14 protein-coding genes are annotated in these 23579 nt (G+C 54.0%); 2 read left to right on the top strand and 12 right to left on the bottom strand.

The window, feature by feature from the left end:
- Positions 1–5: 5 nt before the first annotated feature.
- Complete coding sequence (gene mscL, locus ACR3ZL_RS15390) at positions 6–536, bottom strand: large conductance mechanosensitive channel protein MscL (RefSeq protein ID WP_473652237.1); 531 nt, start codon at positions 534–536, stop codon at positions 6–8.
- A gap of 405 nt (positions 537–941) precedes the next feature.
- Between mscL and ACR3ZL_RS15385 the strand changes: the two genes are divergently transcribed.
- Positions 942–1772 carry a manganese catalase family protein gene (locus ACR3ZL_RS15385; protein ID WP_473652238.1) on the top strand — a complete coding sequence of 277 codons (831 nt, stop codon included), beginning with the start codon at positions 942–944 and terminating at the stop codon, positions 1770–1772.
- 55 nt (positions 1773–1827) lie between these two features.
- A complete protein-coding gene (locus tag ACR3ZL_RS15380; protein ID WP_473653548.1) occupies positions 1828–2214 on the top strand; it encodes a hypothetical protein in 387 nt (128 codons plus the stop codon).
- Between the two features lie 223 nt (positions 2215–2437).
- Here the strand turns inward: ACR3ZL_RS15380 and ACR3ZL_RS15375 are convergent, their stop codons facing one another.
- The 11 genes from ACR3ZL_RS15375 to ACR3ZL_RS15325 all read right to left on the bottom strand — a co-directional run bounded on the left by ACR3ZL_RS15375 (position 2438) and on the right by ACR3ZL_RS15325 (position 23579).
- On the bottom strand, positions 2438–3856 hold the full coding sequence (locus ACR3ZL_RS15375) for a DUF1501 domain-containing protein (protein ID WP_473652239.1): 1419 nt from the start codon (positions 3854–3856) through the stop codon (positions 2438–2440).
- Positions 3857–3859: 3 nt separating this feature from the next.
- On the bottom strand, positions 3860–6958 hold the full coding sequence (locus tag ACR3ZL_RS15370; RefSeq protein ID WP_473652240.1) for a PSD1 and planctomycete cytochrome C domain-containing protein: 3099 nt from the start codon (positions 6956–6958) through the stop codon (positions 3860–3862).
- A gap of 189 nt (positions 6959–7147) precedes the next feature.
- On the bottom strand, positions 7148–7777 hold the full coding sequence (locus ACR3ZL_RS15365) for a DUF2238 domain-containing protein (RefSeq protein ID WP_473652241.1): 630 nt from the start codon (positions 7775–7777) through the stop codon (positions 7148–7150).
- A 205-nt stretch (positions 7778–7982) separates the two neighbouring features.
- Positions 7983–9554: a sulfatase family protein gene (locus ACR3ZL_RS15360; protein ID WP_473652242.1), complete on the bottom strand. Its 1572-nt coding sequence runs from the start codon at positions 9552–9554 to the stop codon at positions 7983–7985.
- Between the two features lie 187 nt (positions 9555–9741).
- Complete coding sequence (locus ACR3ZL_RS15355; protein WP_473652243.1) at positions 9742–10503, bottom strand: SGNH/GDSL hydrolase family protein; 762 nt, start codon at positions 10501–10503, stop codon at positions 9742–9744.
- Positions 10504–10728: 225 nt separating this feature from the next.
- A complete protein-coding gene (locus tag ACR3ZL_RS15350; RefSeq protein WP_473652244.1) occupies positions 10729–12585 on the bottom strand; it encodes an alpha-L-fucosidase in 1857 nt (618 codons plus the stop codon).
- A gap of 203 nt (positions 12586–12788) precedes the next feature.
- Positions 12789–13796 (bottom strand): family 43 glycosylhydrolase, encoded by a 1008-nt coding sequence (locus ACR3ZL_RS15345; protein WP_473652245.1) that lies wholly within the window; start codon positions 13794–13796, stop codon positions 12789–12791.
- Positions 13797–14265: 469 nt separating this feature from the next.
- Positions 14266–15780 (bottom strand): DUF1501 domain-containing protein, encoded by a 1515-nt coding sequence (locus ACR3ZL_RS15340; protein ID WP_473652246.1) that lies wholly within the window; start codon positions 15778–15780, stop codon positions 14266–14268.
- Positions 15780–19142 carry a DUF1553 domain-containing protein gene (locus ACR3ZL_RS15335; protein WP_473652247.1) on the bottom strand — a complete coding sequence of 1121 codons (3363 nt, stop codon included), beginning with the start codon at positions 19140–19142 and terminating at the stop codon, positions 15780–15782. The genes ACR3ZL_RS15340 and ACR3ZL_RS15335 overlap by 1 nt, the downstream gene beginning before the upstream one ends.
- A 553-nt stretch (positions 19143–19695) precedes the next feature.
- On the bottom strand, positions 19696–21336 hold the full coding sequence (locus tag ACR3ZL_RS15330) for a sulfatase family protein (RefSeq protein ID WP_473652248.1): 1641 nt from the start codon (positions 21334–21336) through the stop codon (positions 19696–19698).
- Positions 21337–21533: 197 nt separating this feature from the next.
- Positions 21534–23579: an ATP-binding protein gene (locus ACR3ZL_RS15325; protein ID WP_486172745.1), complete on the bottom strand. Its 2046-nt coding sequence runs from the start codon at positions 23577–23579 to the stop codon at positions 21534–21536.

Below are 23579 nucleotides of genomic sequence, written 5' to 3'. Positions count from 1 at the left end.
CCGAATCAAGAATTGCCCGCAAGACTCGAATCCTGTCGGACTGCATCCGACACGGCCAGCTCGGATGTGCAATTTGGACACCGACTCGCACGATAAGCGATCGTCGTCCGGCAAAAGTCGCACTTCTTTTCCGTCGGTTCGTTTTCGGGTGGCTTCGCGCCGAATGCTTCGTCCAGTTGGTCATCAAGACGATTCACCAAACGGATGATCATGAACATGGCAACCGCAACAATGAGCAACGCCAAACAACTGTTGAAAAATTGACCATAGTTGATCGTTACTGCACCAGCACTCTGCGCGTCGGCGAGCGTTTGGAAGCCTCCAGGTGGTTTCTGCACGTCATCGGGAAGGTCGAGCACCAAGAACAAATCGCTGAAATCGGCATTGCCTGTAACTAGACCAATTGGCGGCATAAGCACGTCGTTGACCAGCGACTTTACGACCGTAGTGAACGCCGCACCAACGGTAAAACCGATCGCAAGGTCGATCATGTTTCCGCGAAGGGCGAACTTTTTGAAATCTGCTATAAGACCCATGTGACTTTGTGAACGTTTTTGCGTTGAGAAGGCGGCGGTATCAAGTGGAAACGACGGCGTCTGGTGTGATAGCACTCGGAAGTTTAGCTCAGCTCGTTCAGGTTAGGAATTGAAGTCGAACAAGACAACTAGAGACGACTTTGCTAGCAGGAATTCAGGTGGTCGTAAACGATCATGCTTCCACCAACTCAGCCGCCTTTTCTAACAGACTTCTCGCTTAAATCTTTCGGTGCAAGGCAACACTCGCAAACATCGGTAGTAAACAAGGCGATTCCGCGAGGCTTAACGCTGCTGAAAAAATGGTCAGATGTGACCTTCGTAGAAGTGAGATGGCGCATGACTTGCTTAGGTCGATGCGCTAATTGGAAAAACTTTTCTTCCCACTTCTAAATCGAAAGGTCATAGATGTTCTATCACGATGGTGGCAAGCTTCAGTATCCGGTCCGCGTCGAAAAACCAAGCCCACTCTTTGCTAAAGCTCTCCAACAAGCCATTGGCGGTGTCCAGGGCGAGGTTCGTGTTTGCTTGCAATATCTTTTTCAAGCTTGGGGTGCACGTGGTCCGGCAAAGTATCGGGACATGTTGCTCGAAACGGGTACAGAAGAAATGGCGCACATTGAAATGTTGGCAACCGCTGTTGCATTGAACCTGGAAGGTGCACCGCTGGAACAAGAAGAAGCGGCCAAAGACCCGGTGGTGATGGCGGCAATGGGCGGCATGAACATCCAACATGCGATCGGTACCTGCATGGCCGCGATGCCGGTCGACAGCGAAGGTGTGCCGTTCAATTGCAGTCACGTGTATGCCAGCGGAAACGTTGCCGCGGACATGCTGGCCAACGCGACCGCTGAATCCACGGGACGCATGCTCGCGGTCCAGTTATGGAAAATGACTGACGATCCCGGCATGAAAGACATGTTGAGCTACATGATCGCTCGCGACACCATGCACCAAAATCAATGGCTCGCGGCTTGGGAAGAGTTGGGCGGCAAGGCAAATCACCCAATCCCGAACTCGTTCCCGCAAGAGAACGAGAACAGTGATTACGCATACGCGTTCATGTCCTTTGGCATTGGTGACGACTTCGAAACGCCGCGTGGTGCGTGGACGAAAGGAAAATCGTTTGACGGAAAAGGTTCCAACTCCGTGGTCAGAATGCGACCACTGGGTGACAAGCCGCAGTTGGGCGCTGCATCGCCGAAGACAGCGGCCCAAAAAGGTCAAATGAAGAAATGAGAAAGTGCTTCCACCCTTGGTCGAATAATTCGAAGGAGAGACGATGAGTAGTAGTATGAAACGACGTGAAGTGGTTGGCACGTTGCTCACCGGAGGCGTTGGCGGTCTTGCCGGCATTCTTGCAAACCGTCCGGCGCACGCTTCTGACGGAAGTGCTTCGGTGACCGATGTGTTTTGCTCGGAGTTGACGCTTTCACCGCAGAAAATGCCTGACACGAAGGCGGTGAATCAGTTGCGAGAGTTCGTGCCGACACGCATTCGTTCGGGACATGTGTTCTGCACGCTGACCTCCCAAGATGCGAAGAACCCCGCAATCACATCGGTGTATGCCGCACCGGTGGTGCGCAATGGCCAACCTGGCGCAGAGATCACGATTCACTTTTTGGGGCAACCTCAAAGTGACGTGAACCTAAGCCTATTGCATGTGGGCGTGTCTGCCTAAGCAAGGCAATTCACATCTGTATCAATGCAAGAATCCGCCACGATCGGCAGCGGTCGTGGCGGATTCTGTTGTTCAGTCGCTGTTGAGGCTGGACAAAAAGCGGAGCGTTAGCTCGGCGCATTGATTGGCAATCGAACAGTTCTTAGCGTCGTTCGCCATATTGGCAATCAGGCCAGTTAGGGATCCGTCGTAGCAGACAGATTAACCCTAGAATAGGCAAACGCTAGGATAGAACGCCCTTGATCACGTGGGCTTCTTCGACACCGGTCAGTTTGAAGTCCAGGCCCTGAAACTTGTAGGTCAGTCGATTGTGGTCGAGGCCCAACAGATGCAGCATCGTTGCATGGAAGTCGCGGACGTGGACTTTGTCTTGGACCGCGTTGTAGCCGAATTCGTCAGTTTCGCCGAATGAGGTTCCTGCTTTAATGCCGCCACCCGCCATCCACATTGAGAACCCTTTGATGTGGTGATCGCGACCGCTACCCTGTGCCATCGGAGTGCGTCCAAACTCGCCGCCCCAAACGATCAAGGTGTCGTCCAACATTCCACGTTGCTTTAAATCATTGACCAACGCAGCGGTTCCTTGATCAACCAACTTGGCGGTTCTTTGGATACCGTCCTTAATCCCTCCATGGTGGTCCCATCCACGGTGATAGAGTTGGATAAATCGCACACCGCGTTCGGCGAGTCGCCGAGCAAGTAAACAGTTGCTTCCGAAGGTTCCGTCGCCGGGCGTGCAACCGTACATGTCGAACGTCGCTTGTGTTTCCGACGACATATCGGTTAATACCGGCACTGACGACTGCATTCGGAACGCCATCTCGTAGCCGGCTAATCGCGTCGCGATCTCAGGATCTTGCAAATCTTGATTGCGGAGCGAATTGATCCGTGAGATTGAATCCACGACGTCTCGCTGTTGGGCTGATGAGACACCCGTTGGGTTACCAACATAGTGAACCGGATTTCCGGTCGAGTACATTTGCACGCCCTGGTAGCGACTGGGTAAGAACCCAGAATGCCATTGCCGCGAACTGATCGGTTGGCTCTGCCCGCCGCCTTCGCTAGTCAAGACAATAAATCCAGGTAGCTCTTGAGTTTCACTTCCTAAGCCATACAGCGCCCACGAGCCCATCGAAGGACGACCGCTAATAGCCGATCCTGTGTTGAAGAACGTGTGTGCTGGATCGTGGTTGATTTGCTCGGTGTGCATCGACTTCACGATGCACATGTCATCGGCAAGCGTGCGAATATGGGGCAAGATCGATGAGATGGACTGGCCGCTATTGCCGCACTTCTCGAACGGAAACAAGGGTCCCATCACTCGCAAGGCTTTTCCCTGCAGCTGAGCGATGGGTTGACCATCGGTCACCGAAGCCGGCATGGCTTTTCCGTCGAGACGCTTCAATGTCGGCTTGTCGTCGAACGTTTCTAAATGGCTGGGCCCGCCTGCCATGCACAAGTGAATCACCCGTTTGATGCGAGGTTTGTGATGCGGCTGATCCAGAACACCTTCGTAGCTAGTTGCCGATGGTGCAGCTGAGGCCGAAGAGTCCCCACGTAACAGCGACGCTAGGGCAATCGAACCGATGCCGGTGTCACGCAAGAACGTCCGGCGAGCAAGTTGGTTTTGATGTGATTGCATGGCTCAATATCGTGTAATGGTTTCGTGCAAATTCAGAATGACTCGTGCGACACTCGTCCAGGCCGCGAGTTCGGCCGCGTCATCTGGTGGCGAATCGACGCGAGGGTTCAGCGTGATTGCCTGACTTGCCGCGTGCGGGTCCGCCCGATATTCGCTTAGGTGCTTTTCGTACAAGGACCGAAGTTCGGCTGCAACTGGCGGCGATGGTTTCCGAGAAACGGCAGCCTGATACGCCCACTGAATACGCTCGTCGATAGACAGATCGTCTAGGTCGATAACTCGTTGAGCGAACACGCTAGCCGCTTCTAGGAACGTTGGATCGTTCAGCAGAACCAGGGCTTGCAGCGGCGTGTTCGAGCGTGCGCGTTTGGCAGTGCATTCCTCGCGACTCGGAGCATCGAAGGCCTTCAACATCGGGTGCAAGAACGTGCGTTGCCAATGAGTGTAAAGGCCGCGGCGGTATTGCGATTCACCTTCGTCGGCAACGTAGGTTCGTCGAGGGAAATTCAGTTGGGCGTAATAGCCGGCCGGTTGGTAAGGTCGCACACTGGGACCACCCGTCTTTTCAACCAACAGACCACTGACGGCCAACGCGGTGTCACGCACCATTTCAGCGTCGACGGTGAACCTTCCTTGGCGAGCAAACCAATCGTTGTATGCATCTTTGGACGCCAGTTGGTCTGTGGGGCGGCTAGAACGTCGGTAGGCTTCGGTGTTCGCGATCGATCGCATGATATGCTTGATATCCCACCCCGCTTCGACGAACTCCACGGCCAACGTATCCAGTAACTCCGGGTAAGACGGGTACGTTCCCTGCCCACCAAAATCATCCAAGCTGGTACAGATTCCCCGGCCAAACATCAGACTCCACAGACGATTCACCATCGTACGTGCCGTCATTGGATTGTCGGGCTGGCAAAGCCACTCAGCTAAATCCAGTCGCGTTAAACGGTCCGCGTCAGAATCGATCTTGCCTAGGAATTCAGGAATTGCGGGCTCCACAATTTCCCCCGTCTCGTCCATCCAGTCGCCTCGGTTCAACACTCGAATCGTTCGCGGTTCGACCGAGCGGCTGACAACAGTGATCGGGATTTGCTTTTCGACTTCGCGTCGATGACGCTTCCTATCGTCGATTTCCTTTTGCAGATCCTTCATCGCTTGGCTATTGGATAAGAAATAGTCCAGCAACTCAGCGGTCTGTGTTTCGCTGCGGTCCTCTTCGTTGATGCTCAGCGTTTCAGCAATTTTTACCGGGAACTCGCCTTGTTCAATTTTTCCCGATTTGTCCCAATGGACCAATCCACCGGCCTGGGTGAACGCCATGCCAACGACCTTCGAACCGGGCTGTAAGCCGACCTCGGTTGCATCCACTTCCAAACGCACCCAACGTCCTAACGGTGGTAGATCTCCGCTACGGAAATATCCTGGATGGCTGTTCGCCTTGCGGCCGTAATTGATCTCGTCGGAGCCCCAAACCTTTCGATGTTCCCAATTGCCGTCATTGAATTGCAACATGATCGCTCGGGGCGGATTGTCAGCATCCAAATGAACCCATGCGAAAAAGCGTGAATCCTCGGTCACCACCTGAGGCTCCGCTGCACTGCGAAAAAGGTGCTGTACGATGGCTTTTGACTCTTGGCGACGAGCTAGCTTTCCACTGTAGACCTTATTGCTGCCCCGCTTGTCGTCCGCCGACACGAACGGCCAATTCGCGTCCGGCTTTCCGCCGATCAACTGCGTATCGTCTACCCAAGCGATTTCCTTTTCGGTTTGCTGATTAAGTCGCGTTCGTGCTTCAGCTTCCCAGCTTGAAAAGCCGGCCAATAGTTCGGTACGCAGATCAGGAATCTTGGCTGTCAAGTTCCCTATTTCACCATCGATGTCGTCAAGACGCTGTTGCCAATCGGGCGTGATCACACGGATCGAAGGAGGCCGAAAATCCAGGTCACCGGTTCCGTTTCTGTAAACACCGACTTCGTCAATATCAGCAAAGAACGCGCCTAACGAATAGAAGTCTTTTGCGGTGTAAGGATCGTACTTGTGGTCGTGACACTGAGCGCATCCGACGGTTGCGCCCATGAACACCTGGGAAACATTTCGAACACGGTCGGCGAAATAGATCGACAGGTATTCTTTGGCTTGGGCGCCACCTTCCTGCGTCGTTTGATTCAGTCGGTTGTAGCCCGACGCGACCAATTGGGTCTGCGTGGGATCGGGTAATAGGTCGCCAGCAATCTGTTCGGTGACAAAGCGATCATAAGGCATGTTCTGGTTGAAAGCGTTGATCACGTAGTCACGATAGGGAGATTGCGAGACGTTTTGATCACCGTGGTACCCGACCGTATCCGCATAGCGAACCAGGTCTAGCCAGTAAGCGGTCATTCGTTCGCCATAGCGAGCCGAACTCAACAGTCGATCAACTAAATTTGCATAGGCGTCAGCGGAAGCATCCTGCACGAACGCGTTGACTTCTTCACTTGTAGGCGGGATTCCGGTCAGGTCCATTGCTAAGCGGCGAATCAGTGTCACACGATCAGCGGAATCTGCTGGAGCGACACCTTCTTCGGAAAGTCGTTCGCCGATCCGATCGTCGATGATCTTGCTCAATGCCGGACTCCCCGGCAACTGCGACTTCAATGACCGCATCGGTGTGTACGCCCAATGCGGTTCGTATTCCGCTCCCTCGGCAATCCAGCGAACTAGCAGTTTTTTCTCTACGTCACTCAGGGGCTTGTGAACTTCCGCCGGAGGCATGACCGAATGTTCATCGTCTGACAACACCCGCAGCACCAGTTCACTGTCCTCTAAATCGCCTGGAATGATGGCTCCGGCGTTGATCGCTTCTTCGCGTAGATCCAGACGTAGGTCTGCCGCAGCGTTTTCCGCGTCGGGTCCGTGGCACGCGAAACACTTGTCCGACAGGATAGGTCGAATATCGCGATTGAAAGAGATGTTCTTGGCCCCAGTCGCTCCATTTGCAGTCGCTTCATTTGCAGCGGCTTCATTCCCAGCGGCATCGATCGCAGAGGCCCCGATCGCGGAGGCACCGACCAACAGCAAGGCGACGCAAAGCTGGGTTATAGATAGTGTGTAATTTCGCATACGAAGATACTACCTGACAAAACAGGTTCCACAATTTACGAATGTTCGTAAGCGATTCACAAAACCAGGAATACGGGAGGCGGAATCGACCGTTAATCGCGGCTTTGGTCGGCATCACGACTCGTGAAAACCGCTCGGTAAACCACGAAATGGCGGTGGAAATCGCCGCCGGGATGTTCCAAAAGTTGCTTAGTTAACCGATCGCGGCGTCCAGTTGTGTATCAACGGTAGACAAACGATCGCACCGAACCAGGCGATTGCCAGATCTTTTTGAGCGTCCCATATATCGCCTTGCTGGCCGTTGTAGGACTCGGCCATTTCCGGTGATAACACCACTGCGATCTGCCATTCGAGAACTTCATAGATCGCACCAATCGCGAGTACGCATGACATCGCGAGAAACGCCGCTGGCAAAGGTTTCAAGCGACAGAACGCTTGCAGGGATTCCGAGAGGACAGGTAAGCCGAGCAAGCCAGATGCAATATGGACCAACCGATCGTAATGATTTCGTTCCCAGCCAAACATATCGGAAACACGATACCCGGTTAGATACATTGACCAATTGTCGTATGGAACGAATGAGTAGATCCAACGTGCACCGATAATGTGTAGCCAAAGAAAACCCAGGGAACACCCAAACGAGATGACCGAGGGAGCAAAACGCGTAGTCGCGATGGTAAGCATCGCCAGACCGACCAACGTCGGAATGTGCTGAAGGATTAACTCCGTAGGATAAGGCGCATTGATGAACGATGCCGGAACCGCAAGACAGGTAAGCCCTACCATCACCAATTGAAAACGCTTCGGTGGCTTGTCCATTTGATAACCCCTTCTCACGAAACGTAACTAACCGAAGCCTTCGATCAGAGTATGCCCACTGCTGACTGAGGGCCTCAGTCAGTTGCAAAATACTGCCGACGCTTTTGTCAGGACCACCCGGGCGTTAACCCAAGACTGGACACAGGACAAAGACGTAGCTGACCGAGGCCCTCGGTCAGAATGTTCAAACCGCCGACTGAGGGCCTCAGTCAGTTACGGGGTTGGTCGATGACTTAGGGCGTTTGGGTGCTCGTTGTTTGTTCTTACGTTTGGCTTTTTTGGATTCCAAGTCAGGGTGCCGCTTCACCCGCTTCTCTTGGATCGCGGTTCGTGTATCCGAGTCAACATCGTTCCACGCCAAAGCTTCGTTGCTGACGATAGGAGCGTCGGCAATAACGGATCCGGTCGGTCGCTGACCTGAACCACGCGTTCCATATTCGCCCAGTTCCTGTCTAGCTTCTTTTGCCATACCCAAGATCTGCTGAACGATCTCGGGATGCTGCTCGGCCACGTCGTGCGACTCCGAGATATCATTGGTCAAGTTATAGAGGACCGGAGACGTAAGCTTCACAAACGCCTTGTTCTTATCCCACCAAGGAATCTGGTTCATCGAACGGGTTAAGTGCAACTTCCAATCACCGTAACGCACCGCCTGCAAGTTTTCACAGTTGTAATAGAAGAACGGCTGATTGACCGACCGAGCCAACTTTTTGCCGCTCAGCAACGGTAATAGGCTCACCCCATCGTAGACTCGATCGCTCGGGAGCGGCGCGTCGACAATATCCGCCAGGGTTGGAAACAGGTCCATGGCAACGATGGGGGTATCCGACTGAACACCCTGTTTAATCATCGCTGGCCAGTGAAAGAGGAACGGAACCCGATGCCCGCCTTCCATGCTGACGTACTTGGTCCCACGAAATGGCTTAGCGTATTTCGCTTGCGTCGGGCCATTGTCAGAAGTGAAAACGAAAATAGTGTTGTCGGCGATTCCAGCCTCCTCGAGCGCCTTCAGCATCTTTCCAATTCCCCAGTCCATCTCCTGGATGACGTCGCCACGGACGCCATCGTTCGATGAACCCGCAAACCGCTTGCTAGCCTTGTAGGGCGTGTGCGGGTAGTTGTGCGAGAAGAACATGAAGAACGGCTTCGAGTCCTTGGACTCAAGTGTCGCCGACGGGTCTTGCCGTTGGATAATCTCAACGGCCCGCTGGGTATAGAGCGAGGTCAGTTGGTCGAGTGGCGTGTTCTTAAACACCCATTTATCGCCGTCGAAAAACGCCGGGTTGTGGGCAAAGTTGCTAGGCGCACCGTAGTAGTGGTCGAATCCGTGCTTCAGCGGATGGAATTCTGGTTCCGCCCCTAAGTGCCACTTCCCAATCATGAATGTTTCGTAATCTTTGCTTTGGAACAGTTCTGCCAAAGTCAATTCATTGGGGTGGAGCCCGAGGAACCAGTGGGCCTTTCGGTTTTCATTGATTCCCATATAGAGCCCGCTTCGCTGCGGATAGGCGCCCGTTAGAAACGCTGCTCGCGATGGAGAACAGATCGATGCACCGGTGTGGAAATCGGTGAAACGCGCACCTTCCGCTGCAAGGCGATCAATGTTCGGCGTTTTGACCTTGGTCGCGCCATAGCATCCGACATCGGCATACCCCATATCATCAGCCAAGAAGAAGATGACGTTGGGTTGAGGCCTTTCGTCACCAGCATGTACCTGGACATGCATGAAACTGAGGGCAGCGAACGCAATCACAAGCCAATTAGAACGATATGTCATTTGTCTCATTCAGCAGTGTTCGCTTGAGATTTATGCGTGGACTGGCGGTCGACGACCAAGCTCAATTTCGAAGGATGAGTTGTTCGTTATTCAACGCGAAACTCGAATCGCCGCTCTGGCTGCGCAGCCGATGACCAACGGTGTTTCAAATTTCGCAGACGATCGGCGTCTGACAACAAAGGTGTGATTACTCGTTCGTCTTTTGCTTTGAATCATCAAGACATGCTGAGATTTCCAGTGCTACTTTTTCCGCGAGATGGCTGTAGCCACGCTTGTTAAAATGAACGTCGCCCTTCTTTGCCTGAATTTCGGGCAACTCTAATAATGCGTGCGCATGGAGGTCGTTGATTGCAATCTCGTTCTTTTTCATGATGGCTTCGGCGATCTGGTTGTACTTGATTTCATCACCTAGCTTGCGTCCCACTTCAAATTCGGGGACTGGCGTGGTCGCGCACCAAACTAACTTCGCATCTGTTTCCGTTAATCGGTCGACAATCTTTTCCAATGTTTCCTTGTAGTCTTCTGGGGTAGCGGTCAGCGTTCCATTGACCTTGTCGCGATGACCCTGTGCTTTGGATTCGGGATGCCGGTAACAGACGTCCCACAAACCCCAATTGAAATGGATGACATCCCACTCGCGTTTCCCTAGCCACTGATCCAGCTTTTCCAGACCGAACGCCGCGTACTTACCGTTGGTTGGAATTCGGAACACATCGGCTTTGCCCGCGAGGCGTTTGCGGACGTCAACGGTGTACCCAATCGAAATCGAGTCGCCGATCAGCAGCACATTGGGCAGGTCCGGATCGTCCGCGGGGTTTGAAAAAGCACTGGAGTATTCCTTCCCGGTGTAAAGTTCATTCTTGTCGGCCAAGTCTTCCGCCGATCCTGGTGTCGTCAGCGCGAGCAATGAAATAAGTGAAGACCAAACGGCGAGTCGAGAAATTGACATTAGGCTTCTTTTACCTTGGTGATGCTGTGCGTGTGAAAAAGCGTGCGTTGAAGTGAAATTTTGAGGCGGCTGGCAGGACTAACTGCCTGATGAGGCTTGGAATCAAAAATGCTGGAACCGGAAGGCATGCGTCCTGCCCCTAGAAGATGGAACTAAACGGCTCAAACCGTCCAGTATCATTCTCGGTTGGGTCTGAAGGTCCTCGGGCGAGCGTTCTTTTCCGCTTCAATGCTTCGCTAGCACGACTTCCCTCAACATCATCAACCCTTGATTGTACTCAATGGCGGTGGCATCGATTTCGGTTGCCTTGATTACCAGTCGAAAGCGTCCTGGTTGCGTAAACTTGACGGTGCCCAGCGTGATTGTCTTGAACGCCGCTGCAAAGGGCGAAGGGCGGCCCTTCCGTTTGCCCGTCAACGTCGGCGTTACCGCGTGTTCAAACGTCTGGCCGGCGATTTCGATTCTAAACTTTCCGCTCGCCATCCAACTGGAGTGATTGACTTGCATGTCATATTGACCGGGGTGCTCGACGACAAGTTCCCACTCGGCCCAGTCCTCTGGGTTGATCCAGCCTTTTAGATTCTCGCGTTGACCGCCGGCTCCGGCACCAAGCGAAAAATGCAATTGCTCGCCGTGTATTCTGGCAAAAGCCGCGGACAGAAAGTAGTCTCCCACGTCGACGTTTGCATTTCCCGTTTGGGGACGAAGCGGAACCGCCAAGGGACGGATCGCATTGTCAACGACCGGCGCGGATTTGAGTTCTACCTTCAGGACGCTGACAAGTGGATCGACGGCCTCAAGGGGTAAGTGAACTTCAACATCACCAGCACGCTGTTCGAACGTGACAGGTTTCTTGGAAGCATTACCAAGAAACGACATATGTTGAATGCCTGCATTCGGGATCCCCTCGTTAAACCCAGGGATTGTTAAACGTCCGTTCGTCGGCCAGTCTGTGATGAAATAGTACAGTGTGTTTCCACGCCGCGAGCAGTTCCCCCAGTCCAACATATAGTGCGGCCCACGTTGAGCCCCGTAGATTGCTTCGCCGTGTTGTCGCAGCCAATCGCCAAGCGGCTTGAGTTTGGTCACACTTTGGGGTGGCAGTAAACCCTCGGGCGTCGGGCCCATGTTCAGCAAGAGGTTTCCACCACGTGAGACCGTATCAATCAAGTTGTGCAAAGCCCACTGCATCGATTGCGAAGAGTCCTTACCGGTGTAGAACCACCTTCCGTCGAAACGCTGGCAACTTTCCCAAAGTCGACCGTTAAGATTGTCGCCGATATACGGCGTGAAGTTTTCGCACGAAGCGTAATCGCCGTCCCCGATCCGACGTTGGCCGATACGATCCACCAGCATGATATTCGGCTGAAGCTTGCGGACCACATCGCGGTACTGTGAAGCTCGTTCGACCGTCCAGGAGTTAACCCACTCGCCGTCCATCCACAAGGTTGCGATCGGGCCGTAGTTGGTTAGCAATTCGGTCGTCTGGTCGATCATGTATTGTTGGTACTGGGCGTAGTCGGGGCTACCGATATCCTTGGTGTAAGTTTCCTGTTTGATATCCCAAACGGAGTAATAAAATCCCAATAGCATGCCGTGTTCAGCGCAGGCGTCGGCGAGCTCTTTCATGGGGTCACGTCCGAAAGGCGTCGCATCGATAATGTCATGATCCGTGTACCCAGAATTGAACATGCAGAATCCGGCGTGGTGCTTTGCCGTGATCACGATGTACTGGAAGCCCAACTCATTCGCTGTTCGCACCCATTGGTCAGCATCGAATTGGGTGGGGTTGAACTGACTCAACGCTTCGGTCGATAAGACGAATTCGCCGCCGGATTTCTGTGGCCCCCAGTGCAGAAACAATCCAAATTTGGCATCGCTCCAGGGCTTCACGCGTTGAATGCAATCCGCTTCGGATTCGCCTGGGTATCCCGCCACGACAGGCTCGCCTGACATGAACTGGGCGAACCAAGGTCGATCCGCTTTCGCACGAGCGGAGGCTTCCATCGGATCGTCTTGAGCCGACAACGCTCCCTGGGAACCGAACAATACGCCAACAAGGAAGATGGCAAACGGTTTCATCACGGTGCCTGGTTGTCGATTAGGTGGTGCTCGTGGTTTGACCTGCGGACGTTCCTCGGACGATGGAACCCGGAAACGTCACTGAAAGTCTTGAGTAATAAGGCGTCTACATTTGACGCGCACGCGGTGCTTCACCACGCCGATGCCTCATCGCAGGCATCGAATAATCACATGGAAAGATTGCCAGATTCCTGGGAATATACTTACTCGACCTCGAATAGATCGAAGCGCTGAATGAATGGCAGCGAGCCCTTTTGGTGTCCAATATGAACTCCCCATTCAATCCGTTCGCCCTTGCCGCTATCGGTGAAGGCTTCGGGGCGGTAAGCGCCAGCAGCAGTTGGCACTGATTTGACGGTGTGCGTTTTCGAGAAGTTAACGCCGTCATCGGAGTACATGATTGATCGGGTGATCGACTTGGGCCCAACGGTACCGATCAGGGCGGCGACGCCTTTGCCCTGCGGCCATACCAATACTTCGTGGTTCCCCGGGACGACGGGATTGGATGGATGCTTGACATAAGGTCCTTGCGGCTGATCGGCGATGGCCACTCCTAGTTGGGTGAACGCTGGGCTTTTACCGAGTTGGCGTCCCTTGTAATAGAACCAGTATTTCCCATCGCGAACGACTAAGCACGCGTCATCAATCAAATGGCTGTCAAAGTCCTCCGGTGAATCGCTTCCCTTCAGAATTGGATTGTTGTCGAGCCTTGTCCAAGGTCCATCGGGCGAATCGGAAACGGCCAGTCCAATTTTAGTGTCCGGTTTGACTTTCATGTTCGCCGAGATGCCGCTGAAGAAAAGCCAGTACTTTCCTTCGGCGACCAGGATGTTAGGAGTGAAGACGCTTGCCTCGTCCCAACTTCCCGATCCAGCTTCACCCTTTGGAAGAGCCATGCCTTGCTCAGTCCATTCGTGACCATCCGCTGAAGTTGCGTACCAGACGGTGGCATCGTAGCCACTGGATTTGGGGCCTTTGGAATACCAAACGTAAAACAGGTCATCGACTTTGATGATGTCGCTTGGGTCCCGCCGCATGACTCCTTTCTCAAGCCCAATGCCATTGGCCGGCGAGTAAACCGCCTTCATCGGAATGGGCTCAGCTTGAGAACTCGATGTGTCTTCAGCCGATACCAGTAGTGGTAGCGTCATGGAAGCGAAAGTGCAGATACCAAGTATCGTGAGCGTGCGAATCATGAGTGCGGTTTTCATGGCGTGGGAATGGGGGCTGCTTGATTGAGAACACAGAGCGTCGGCGCGGCTAAGTCCGCCCAAGGTTCTGTTTCACACTTTGACGCAACGGACCATCGGGAGGATCATCGGGAAGATAACCCGCCTATTTGCGTCGCAGGCTCATGGCGTGCGATTAGACCAAGATGCGAGGCTAATGTGTTCTCAATACAGCCAGCATAGTGTTGGCACACCATTTTTCGAGGACGAAATGCGTCACGAGGCTGATGAAATGCGGCGGAATCTCAATCGCACAACCGACTTTGACAGTATCTATCGGCTCGACGATGCGTGAATGGCAGAAGAATGGATGCGTGGATCGCTGAAGAAAGAGTGTCTTGCCGAGGGGAGCCGATTAGAAGGCTCCGAACCACTCGGATTCGCATCTATCGTTGGGATATAGATCCGGCCGAAACAAAGCCACGAGTGAATCGTGGCTTAAACGGCCTCGTCAACTCAGAATGTCTTTGACGACGTGACCGTGGACGTCAGTCAAACGGAAGTGGCGTCCTTGGTACTTGAACGTCAGACGTTCGTGGTCGATTCCCATTTGATTCATGATTGTTGCGTGCAAATCATGAACGTGGACACCGTCGGAAACCAGGTTGTAGCTGTATTCATCCGTCTCGCCGTGGGAGTGACCAGGCCGAATTCCACCGCCGGCCATCCACATTGAAAAACAACGGGGGTGGTGATCGCGACCAAACGACTCAGGGGTCAGTTTGCCTTGGCAATAGCTTGTTCGTCCGAACTCGCCGCCCCAAATCACTAAGGTGTCGTCGAGCATCCCGCGGCTTTTGAGGTCCTTGATTAGAGCGGCGGATGCTTGGTCCACCTTGCGGCATGAGTTCTTGATTTGACCCGCTAGACCAGCATGATGATCCCAACCGGGCTGGAACAACTGGATAAACCGTACGCCCTTCTCGGCCAACCGACGGGCCCGCAAGCAGTTCGCGGCGAAAGTGCCAGGTTTGCGAGCGTCTTCACCGTATAGCTCAAACGTGGATTCCGGCTCGTCGCTGATGTCGGTCACCTCGGGGATGGACATCTGCATGCGAAATGCCATTTCGTACTGTGCGATACGAGTTTCCAATTCAGGATCGCTGGTTCGCTGCAATTCCATGTGTTGCAACTTTTGCAGATGATCCAAAGCGTTTCGGCGACTCGATCGACTAACCCCATCGGGACTGTTTAAGTACAAGACCGCATCTTTGGAAGCGCGTAGTTCCACACCGTCATGCTTGCCTGGCAAGAATCCGCTGCCCCAAAGACTCGACGCCAAAGGCTGGCCGCCGCGGTCCGACGAGACCATCACTACATACGCTGGTAGGTCTTCGTTTTCGCTGCCAAGTCCGTAGTGCATCCACGCACCCATGCTGGGACGGCCTGGGAATTGCGATCCACTTTGCATCATCCGTACGCCGGGACCGTGATTGATGGCCTCGGTATAAGCTGACTTCACAATACATAAGTCATCGGCAACGCCAGCCATGTGCGGGATCAGATCGCTCATCCAAGCGCCGCTTTCACCGTGCTGGCTGAACTTGAACGGCGAACCCACCAATGGCAAACTTGCTTGGAAGCCACTCATCCCCGTCAATCGTTGTCCCATCCGAACGGATGCAGGAAGCTCTTTTCCGTGGTCTTTGTTCAACCGAGGTTTGTAGTCAAAAAGGTCCATCTGCGACGGCGCACCGGACTGAAACAAATAGATGACCCGCTTGGCTTTGGGGGCGTGGTGCAATTGTTTCAGCACTCCGCCCGTGGACTGGCCAGCGGCTACAGCTGGGTCGGCCGTAGCCGCGTCGGCTTCCGGATTCAGCATGCTAGCCAAGGCGATTCCGCCAAGACCTTGGCCGAACTGGCTCAGGAAACTACGCCGGCTTTGAAACGGCTGAAGTTCTTCACCAAAACAGGGTTTGGCGTTAGCGACGGGGGTCGGTGAACTGATTTTTGAGTGATTCATTATTGATTCCTCACGGATTGATCCAGGTTCATCAACGTGTTGACCAACACGGTTGTGGCGGCAAGAAAGTCGGCGGGTATCGAGTCGGTTGTTTCCAGGTCGCCGACCGAAAGCAGCTCTTTCGCGTCTTCGTTGTTCTCAGAGAAATGTGCCAATTGATCGTTGTGCAACTCCACAAGCACGGCGAGTTCCTGTTCGTTTGGACGACGACTGGTAAGCAGTCGATAGCCGTCAATTGCGATCGCTTCCGGGTTCTGCCCATGCTTCTCAGTCAGTCGCACCGCGGTAGCGCGAGCGGTTTCAATGAACTGGGTTCCATTGAGCAACACCAATGCTTGTAGCGGCGAGGCAACGATCTCGCGTCGCAGGCGACACACTTCTCGCTTGTTCGCATTCATTGCGATCATCACTGGTGCTGGTGAGGTCCGTTTCCAGAACGTGTAAAGGCTGCGGCGATAGAGAGCTTCATCCTTGTCGACGGTCATTGGGGTATAGGCCAATGCGATGTCATAAGGTTTCACCGGTGGCCCGCCGACTTTAGAAACAAGCAAACCGCTGACAGCCAGTGCACTGTCTCGGACCATCTCAGCGGACAACCGCTGACTAGGGCCGCGTGCAAACAAGCGATTGTCAGGATCTCGCTCTCGGGTTTCAGCAGAGACGACCGATGTTTGTCGATAGGTATCTGACATCGCAATCTGACGAATCAGACGACGAATGTTCCAGCCGTGATTGATCAGATCACGGGACAGCCAGTCCAACAATGCGGGGTGGGTCGGTGGTTCGCCTTGCAGACCAAAGTCTTCCGGTGTGCGAACTAATCCTTTGCCGAACATGATCTGCCAATATCGGTTGACGACCACGCGTGAAGTTAATGGATGATCGTCCGTTAGCAACCAGCGAGCCAGTCCAAGTCGGTTGCGAGGTTGATCTTCGGGGAACGGAGGAAGGAAATCGGGCGTGTCTGGCGAGACCTCTTCGCCATGACTGTCATAAACACCTCGTGTCAGGATGTAAGACTTGCGCGGCGTTGGTTCTTCCCGCATGATCGTGATTGCATTCGTTTGGTCCATAACCGCGTTCCATGACGACCGCGACTGACGAGTTGCTTGACGCAGCGCTGCGGCATGTTCGTCGACGGACAACAACCAATATTCGTGTAACAAGCTGGTTTCGCTTGGTGACAGTTCTTCGCTTGGCTTGGAAAGCAGGTTTTGCAAAGTATTGCCACCGGCGAGCTGCTTCACCTCAAGTAGCGATAGCTCGCGATCAAATCCCCGGAACTCATCGACGGTGCCATCCTTGAAACCTCGGTCGCGGTATCGAGAGCCAATAGCAAAGTCCTTGTAGCCAGCATTCCATTTGACGATCGATCGAGTCAGTGAGTCTTGAACTATGCGTGCACCGGATGGCTCACCATCAATGAAAATCTTCAAGCCGGACGCTTTGCTGGATCCGTCGTACGTCACCGCGATGTGTTGCCACCGGTCTTGCCGTAGCACATCATCGGTTTCGATGGCGATCGCATTGCCAGGCCAAAAGTGGACAAGTCGAGCGGTCAACTTGCCGCCGAGTTTGGTCAATTCGTAGCCAACGCTGCCAGCGTCATCCCAACCGCGTGATCGGCGGAAAATCACGCCTCGTTCGGTCAGTTCTTCCGGGCGGATCCAGATCGAATAAGAGAAAGCATCGTGACGATGAAAATGACCAATGCCAGGAACCACGATCGGGTCGTCGCCCGTTAAACGCAGACCGTTGCCACGAACGCCCTCGACGACTTGGTTGTCGTCGACGGTTAAGGCAAGCTCGGCGTCAGGAATCTCGTTGGCGAGCGTTCGATACTTATCTAACTCTGATTTTCGCGGCTTCTTTCCCTCTTCGTCTTTCAGCTCCATCCCTTCGGCGGGCAATGAAAGCTGTTCGAACGACAGGCTTGCGACCATCCCAGGAATCGTTGGAGCCGAACCTGAGATGCTGCCTAGTTTGGCGGGTTTCGACTCGCTCGATTCGTCCCCCTCGCCAGACCGGTCTTGCGGTTCAGGGATCGAACGGCGAGCACCGCGAAGCCAGTTAGTGAATTCCGCTGTGCTGTCTTGGGAGTAGGCGGTGTATTGCTTTTGCGAGTTTTGGATTTCCTTAGCAAACTGATTGAGCTTCGCTTCTTGCTCCGGTGTCGGCAGCGGCATTGCGGGCGTCGGGGTCGCCGAGGTGAAATAGGAAATCAGGCCGCGTTCAGCAATGTTGCCAAAGAACGAACTGATCTCGTAGTACTCCTTCGTCTTGATCGGATCGTACTTGTGGTCGTGGCAACGTGCACATTCCATGGTCAATCCCATGAACGCCGCGGAGAACGTGTGTGCACGGTCCGAAACATTTTCCACACGGAACTCTTCGATCGCGACGCCGCCTTCCTTCTTGTGAGAGTGAAGTCGATTAAAGGTTGTCGCAAGAATTTGGTCGCGAGTCGGCGCGTCAAGCAGATCACCGGCCAATTGTTCGGTTACAAATTGGTCATACGGCATGTTGTCTTTGAATGACTGCACCACCCAGTCGCGATACGGCCAAACGTAGCGTTCGTCGTCACGCTGATAACCGAACGAGTCCGAGTATCGGGCCACGTCCAACCATTCGCTGGTCAGTCGCTCGGCACAGGCATCACTTGCGAGAAGTCGATCGATGACCTTCGTGTAAGCTTCGTCAGATGGGTCGGCGGAAACATCAGCCATGAACGCATCGAGTTCTTCGAGCGTGGGCGGCAATCCCGTCAGGTCAAAGGTAACGCGGCGTAGCCAGATTTCTGGTGACGCCGGCGGGCTTGGCTTCACACCGGCGTCGGTTGCCACCTTTGCAATGAATCGATCAATCGGATTGCTACCCCAGTCGGTGGTGGCTTCCGGTACCGGGATTTCATCTGGCACCGATTCGAAAGCCCAATGCCCCTCAAAGTTTGCACCTTGCTTGATCCACAAACGCAAGATTTCCTTTTCGTCATCGGTGAGCTGCCGAACCGCGTCGGCAGGTGGCATGACCGAATCGTCATCCGAGTCCGCATGGATACGCACCATCAATTCACTGGCATCGGGTTCGCCAGGCACGATACCCGCGTAGCCGCCCAAGTCAGCCAACGCATTTTCAGCAGAGTCGAGGCGAAAGTCAGACTCTTGATTATCCGCATCGGGACCGTGGCAGTGAAAACACTTGTCGGTCAGGATCGGTCGCACCGTTTCGCTGAAGGAAACCATTCTTTCGGCCGCGACCTCGGAATGGTTCGAATCGGCGGGTTCAGCAGCAGCAGCGCTCATGGTTGGAACGATCGCCCCGGTAACGCAAGACAGCAACGCGATGATCGTGAGGTTCTTCATTGAGACTGTTTCCATAGCCGGCTGACCGCTTTCCAAACTGGCTTTCTCGGTGCAAAAGACGAACTGGGCGGATCGTTGGTCTGTGATCGAACGCATCCGGAAAGGGACGGCGATATCCGTTCAACATGCGGCTAGGGCGACCGCATCGACCAAGGACATAGGTGGGTACCTACTAGACTGCCACAACCGCCCAAATCAGCCGGAAATTCCGAATAAGCAAACTGTTAACAATCAGCAGGTTGTTTCTAGTGTAGGTGCGGCCACAGACCAAGTCAATGCTTGATCACCTTCCATTGGAGAGACGCGAAGGGATTCCCTGGACCGCACTGGGCGGCCCGAACCTCCTTGCGAAGACATCAAAACTGGAGCAAAAGCAGTCGCGATGCCAGTTTGAATTACGTTTGCAGCTCGTCTTCTAGAACGGGCACAGCCGAAATTGCTGCGGCGAATCGGACCATGGCGGCGTTGAAAATCGACCAGCCGAAACAGCAAGGCATGGCCGAAATTCGGGCATGACCTGGCAAAGACAGTTGTGACTTCTGGTTCGCTTTAGTTACTTGCCGGAGTTCTTTTGGCGTTTCTTAGCGCCGGGCTTTGTCGCTGGCCTTGAAGCGGGCGAGCCGTAGGTCTTCATCCAGCTATGAGTTTCCATCAGCTCACCGGACTCGAGGCGAGCCCACAATTCAGGCGAGTGTTTTTTCACACCTTCCACGGCGAGTTCCGCGGCCAGCCCCAGTTCCGGCTTTCGATGGCCAAGATCGGCCAAACCTTGGTCATCGTGTTCGGATTGCCAAGCCGCCTCCATCGCTCGCATCTTCTGCAACACGGCGGTGTATTCAGGATTGGAAGCAAGGTTGTTGAGCTGATCAGGATCTTTCGCCAGATCGTAGAGCTCTTCGACTGGCTTGCGATCCACCATGAAGGTGAGCTCGTTCTTGGACAACTTGCCCTCCGCCTGCAAACGCCGCATCACGTGTTGTGCCGGGCGATTGATCTCCAAATAAGCTTGACTGGTCAGCCATGGAACTTCCGGCATGTGGTTCTTGATATAGGTGAACTGTTTCGTCGTCACGCTACGAGAACACTCATCAATCTCGTCCCAAATGTCACGCGCCGAACGGACGTACTGGCGGTACTCCGGTTTGTCGACGCCCAGGATCGGTTTCCCGGTCAAGTAGCCAGGCATTTCAGCGCCCGCCAATTTCAGCACGGACGCCGAGATATCAGTTGTCATCACCAGTTCATCAACGACCGTACCGGGCTGAATCATCCCTGGAGCCCAGACGATCATCGGAACATGAATGCCGGACTCGTGCAGGTAGCCTTTGCCTCGCAAATTGCAGCGTCCGTTGTCAGCGATGAAGATCACAACGGTGTTCTCCTGAAGCCCTTCGTCTTTGACCTTCTGCAGAATCGAGCCCACTTCGTTGTCCATGTACTCGACCGTATCGAGATAAGCCGCCCAGTCGTAGCGGATCTCTGGCGTGTCGGCGAACCAAGGTGGTAATTCAATCGAGTCAATCGCCACAGGATGTTTCGATTCCTTCCGAACTCGATTCCACCAGTCCCCGCGGTGCGTGACAACGCACTGGATCTGGTTGAAGAAAGGTTGATCGGCGGCGGAGAAATCGTCGAGCTTATCGAACAATCCGAAATGCTTGACGCCATCGTACGGACCTATCGCCGAATGCTTGAAGTTGCAATCAATTTTACGTCCTTTGTTCATGACAAGATCGCTGCCCAAAATGCATGTGTATCCAGCGTCTCGCAAATAGCTTGTGATTGGCTTGTACGGAGCGGCGAGCGGCAAATCGCGGTTACTGCGATGATGGTGGGCGTTGATCAGTGTCTGGTGGACTCCCGTCATCATCGATGACCGGTTCGGCGAACAGATCGGGTTAGCACAATAGGCTCGGTGATAGATCGCCCCTTCCTTAGCCATCTTGTTCAGGTTTGGCGTCTTAACGCCGGCACGTCCGAAACATTCCAGATCGAGTCCCATGTCCTCGGCCATGATCCAGATGATGTTAGGCGTTTTCGACTTCGAAACCTGACTCGACGCCGGCTCGTCTGCGTTACTCGGAATTGCACCGGAAAAAGCCAAGCCGAATACGACGGATGTGAATGCAGCCAAAAGGCACAACCGCAGTCGTGTTGCAGCGTTGGAGAAATAGAGCGAGTGACTTCGCGGCATAAAGCACCTAGTGAGAACGTCGTGGGGAAAATGAAAATTGCGATTTGCCGTAGGAAACACGCGGCAAATGGCACAGAACAAACGCTATTACGATGTGTCAGTCGCTCGAACGTAGGCGAAGTAGCACTCGTTTGCAACAATTGTCGACACTGGCGATCGATTCAGGAACGCTTCGATCTAAGAACACTCAACCCGTCTTAGGGTAGCGTCATCGTTAAACGTGTGCCGTCGCCAGGCTCAGACTCGATGGTGAGCCTGCCACCTAGTTTCGAAAGCCGATTGCTCATGCTTTCTAATCCCATGCCGCGGGCTTTCATTCGGTTTTCCCAAGCCGCCGTATCGAACCCGACACCGTTGTCTTGGACCTGGATCCATGTATGTCGCTGATCGGTCTTCGCCAGAATTGTGACTTTGGTGGCTTGAGCGCTGCGAGCGATGTTGGCAAGCATCGCTTTAAAAACCAAAACGATTTCGCGTTGTGCGGATTCGGTCGGCTGGCGTTCTTGAAAGGCGGGATCGATGTCGTACGTCACTTCGATCCCCGGCAACATTCGAGTCGCAATCGATTTCAACTGCGCCATCAGCGTCTGGTCGCTGCGTCGAGGACCGCCCAGTAACCACAACGTTTCTTGCATCGCTTGGGTACACTCGCCGGCGAGTTCACGCACCGACCGCCAGTCGTCCTTCGATTCTTGATCCAACTGAACGGTTTCGCCGATTTCCCCAATCCGTGAAATTGCGGCGAGGTTGCTGCCAATTTCATCATGCAAATCTTGGGCTAACCGCATCCGAAATTCCGCACGCTGTCGTTGGCGGTTTCGGTTCACCTTCCATGCAAGCAACCCAAGTAGAATGCAAGCGAACACTCCGAACGCCGACGTTAGCGTGATCAAGCGCTGACGCGCCAACAAACTCAGCTTGGCGATACGTTTCTTGGCGAGGGCAGCATCGCGGCGCAGGTTTCTGGCGGCCTGCCATCGCTCGCTCCATTGATGAAGCGGTAGGATTTCCCCGTAACTGGCCTCACCATCAACGAGCAAGCTGAGTGGTCGCCCCAACTCAAGATCCACGGCGATCACCGGCTTCTTAAACGCCTGATTCTTGCTGCCGTCGAGAAGCTGAAGTTCAGCAAACCCCACTCGGTTAGATCCGTTCAGCGCACCCTTTTCGCTGATAAATCGGATGTATCGAAACTGTGTGGACTGTAAATCGGACTGCGTCCGTAGCTTCAACAAGACAGCGTTATTTCCCGGGTTGGGATAGTCGGACTTGGTTCGATAGAGGACCTCCGATTGTTCGAATGATTCAACATTGGACGCTTCAACGCGGAACGCCAGCGGAAAGCTATAGCCGGGATAGTCGGCGCCTTGCCGGGCGTGTACGGGGAACAATCGCAGAGAATCGAAACTTTTAGGTGATCCCAAATCAACCTGGAACCAAATCTCCTCTTTCGGATTGGACGACGACCGAAACACGCCATCAAATTTTGGCAGATCCGCATCGACCCGAGCAGGCTGAATCGGAGGTCCCAGTGGAGTCCGGCCGTCGACCAGATAGGACGGATGCCAGACCGGCTTTAGCGTACTGGTGCCCGGCATCGAGACGGACGCGTTCAGGGCGACGTTACGATCACCTTGAATCAGCATGATTTCGGACAATGCGTACGTCCAACGATCGGCCACCTTGTTCAGTTCGGTAACTGTTAAGCGAAGGTAACGTGACCGCGTTCCTGGCACGTTGATGACAACCGGGTAAGGACTGGTTGTGTCCAGAGAACTCGCTTTTTCGCTGGGTAAGTTGCTAGCTGAATCGTAGAGCAATTGAAAATCATCAAAGTCTTTGCTGGCCGAGACGTCGACTCGAAAACGCTTGGGGAACGCGTACGGTTCCTGTTCTTCTTCGGCGACTCCGATAACAACCGGAACGATCATGATTTGATCGAATTCGCGAGCCTCACCTAAATCAATTTGCACCCAAGGGGCCTGCGGAGGCGGGGCGACGGACATCTGCAACTGAGCCCCAACTTCTGGAGCCGTTTGCCGTAATCGCAGTGACCCTAGGCCGGCGAACTCCTGTTGTGACCGTTCGAGCAGAGATTGAGCGTCACGCAGTTCAGGTGACAGCCAGGCAAGCCCGTCCGCCACCGCGATCGTTCCCGAACTCAACAGTCCCACCAGCAAGAACACGACCGAACCGATGGTAAGGCGAGTGCGATTTACGGTTGGGAGTGAAAAGCCGATCAT

This window comes from Rhodopirellula sp. J20-39, from assembly GCF_057365095.1.
The sequence above is the reverse complement of the archived record's forward strand: the minus strand, read 5'-3'. Positions and strand labels throughout refer to the sequence as shown.

What these genes read in the sequence shown, in the direction of transcription:
- mscL (WP_473652237.1), bottom strand. Translation starts at nt 536, where the DNA reads ATGGGTCTTATAGCAGATTTCAAAAAGTTCGCCCTTCGCGGAAACATG.
- ACR3ZL_RS15385 (WP_473652238.1), top strand. Translation starts at nt 942, where the DNA reads ATGTTCTATCACGATGGTGGCAAGCTTCAGTATCCGGTCCGCGTCGAA.
- ACR3ZL_RS15380 (WP_473653548.1), top strand. Translation starts at nt 1,828, where the DNA reads ATGAAACGACGTGAAGTGGTTGGCACGTTGCTCACCGGAGGCGTTGGC.
- ACR3ZL_RS15375 (WP_473652239.1), bottom strand. Translation starts at nt 3,856, where the DNA reads ATGCAATCACATCAAAACCAACTTGCTCGCCGGACGTTCTTGCGTGAC.
- ACR3ZL_RS15370 (WP_473652240.1), bottom strand. Translation starts at nt 6,958, where the DNA reads ATGCGAAATTACACACTATCTATAACCCAGCTTTGCGTCGCCTTGCTG.
- ACR3ZL_RS15365 (WP_473652241.1), bottom strand. Translation starts at nt 7,777, where the DNA reads ATGGACAAGCCACCGAAGCGTTTTCAATTGGTGATGGTAGGGCTTACC.
- ACR3ZL_RS15360 (WP_473652242.1), bottom strand. Translation starts at nt 9,554, where the DNA reads ATGACATATCGTTCTAATTGGCTTGTGATTGCGTTCGCTGCCCTCAGT.
- ACR3ZL_RS15355 (WP_473652243.1), bottom strand. Translation starts at nt 10,503, where the DNA reads ATGTCAATTTCTCGACTCGCCGTTTGGTCTTCACTTATTTCATTGCTC.
- ACR3ZL_RS15350 (WP_473652244.1), bottom strand. Translation starts at nt 12,585, where the DNA reads ATGAAACCGTTTGCCATCTTCCTTGTTGGCGTATTGTTCGGTTCCCAG.
- ACR3ZL_RS15345 (WP_473652245.1), bottom strand. Translation starts at nt 13,796, where the DNA reads ATGAAAACCGCACTCATGATTCGCACGCTCACGATACTTGGTATCTGC.
- ACR3ZL_RS15340 (WP_473652246.1), bottom strand. Translation starts at nt 15,780, where the DNA reads ATGAATCACTCAAAAATCAGTTCACCGACCCCCGTCGCTAACGCCAAA.
- ACR3ZL_RS15335 (WP_473652247.1), bottom strand. Translation starts at nt 19,142, where the DNA reads ATGAAGAACCTCACGATCATCGCGTTGCTGTCTTGCGTTACCGGGGCG.
- ACR3ZL_RS15330 (WP_473652248.1), bottom strand. Translation starts at nt 21,336, where the DNA reads ATGCCGCGAAGTCACTCGCTCTATTTCTCCAACGCTGCAACACGACTG.
- ACR3ZL_RS15325 (WP_486172745.1), bottom strand. Translation starts at nt 23,579, where the DNA reads ATGATCGGCTTTTCACTCCCAACCGTAAATCGCACTCGCCTTACCATC.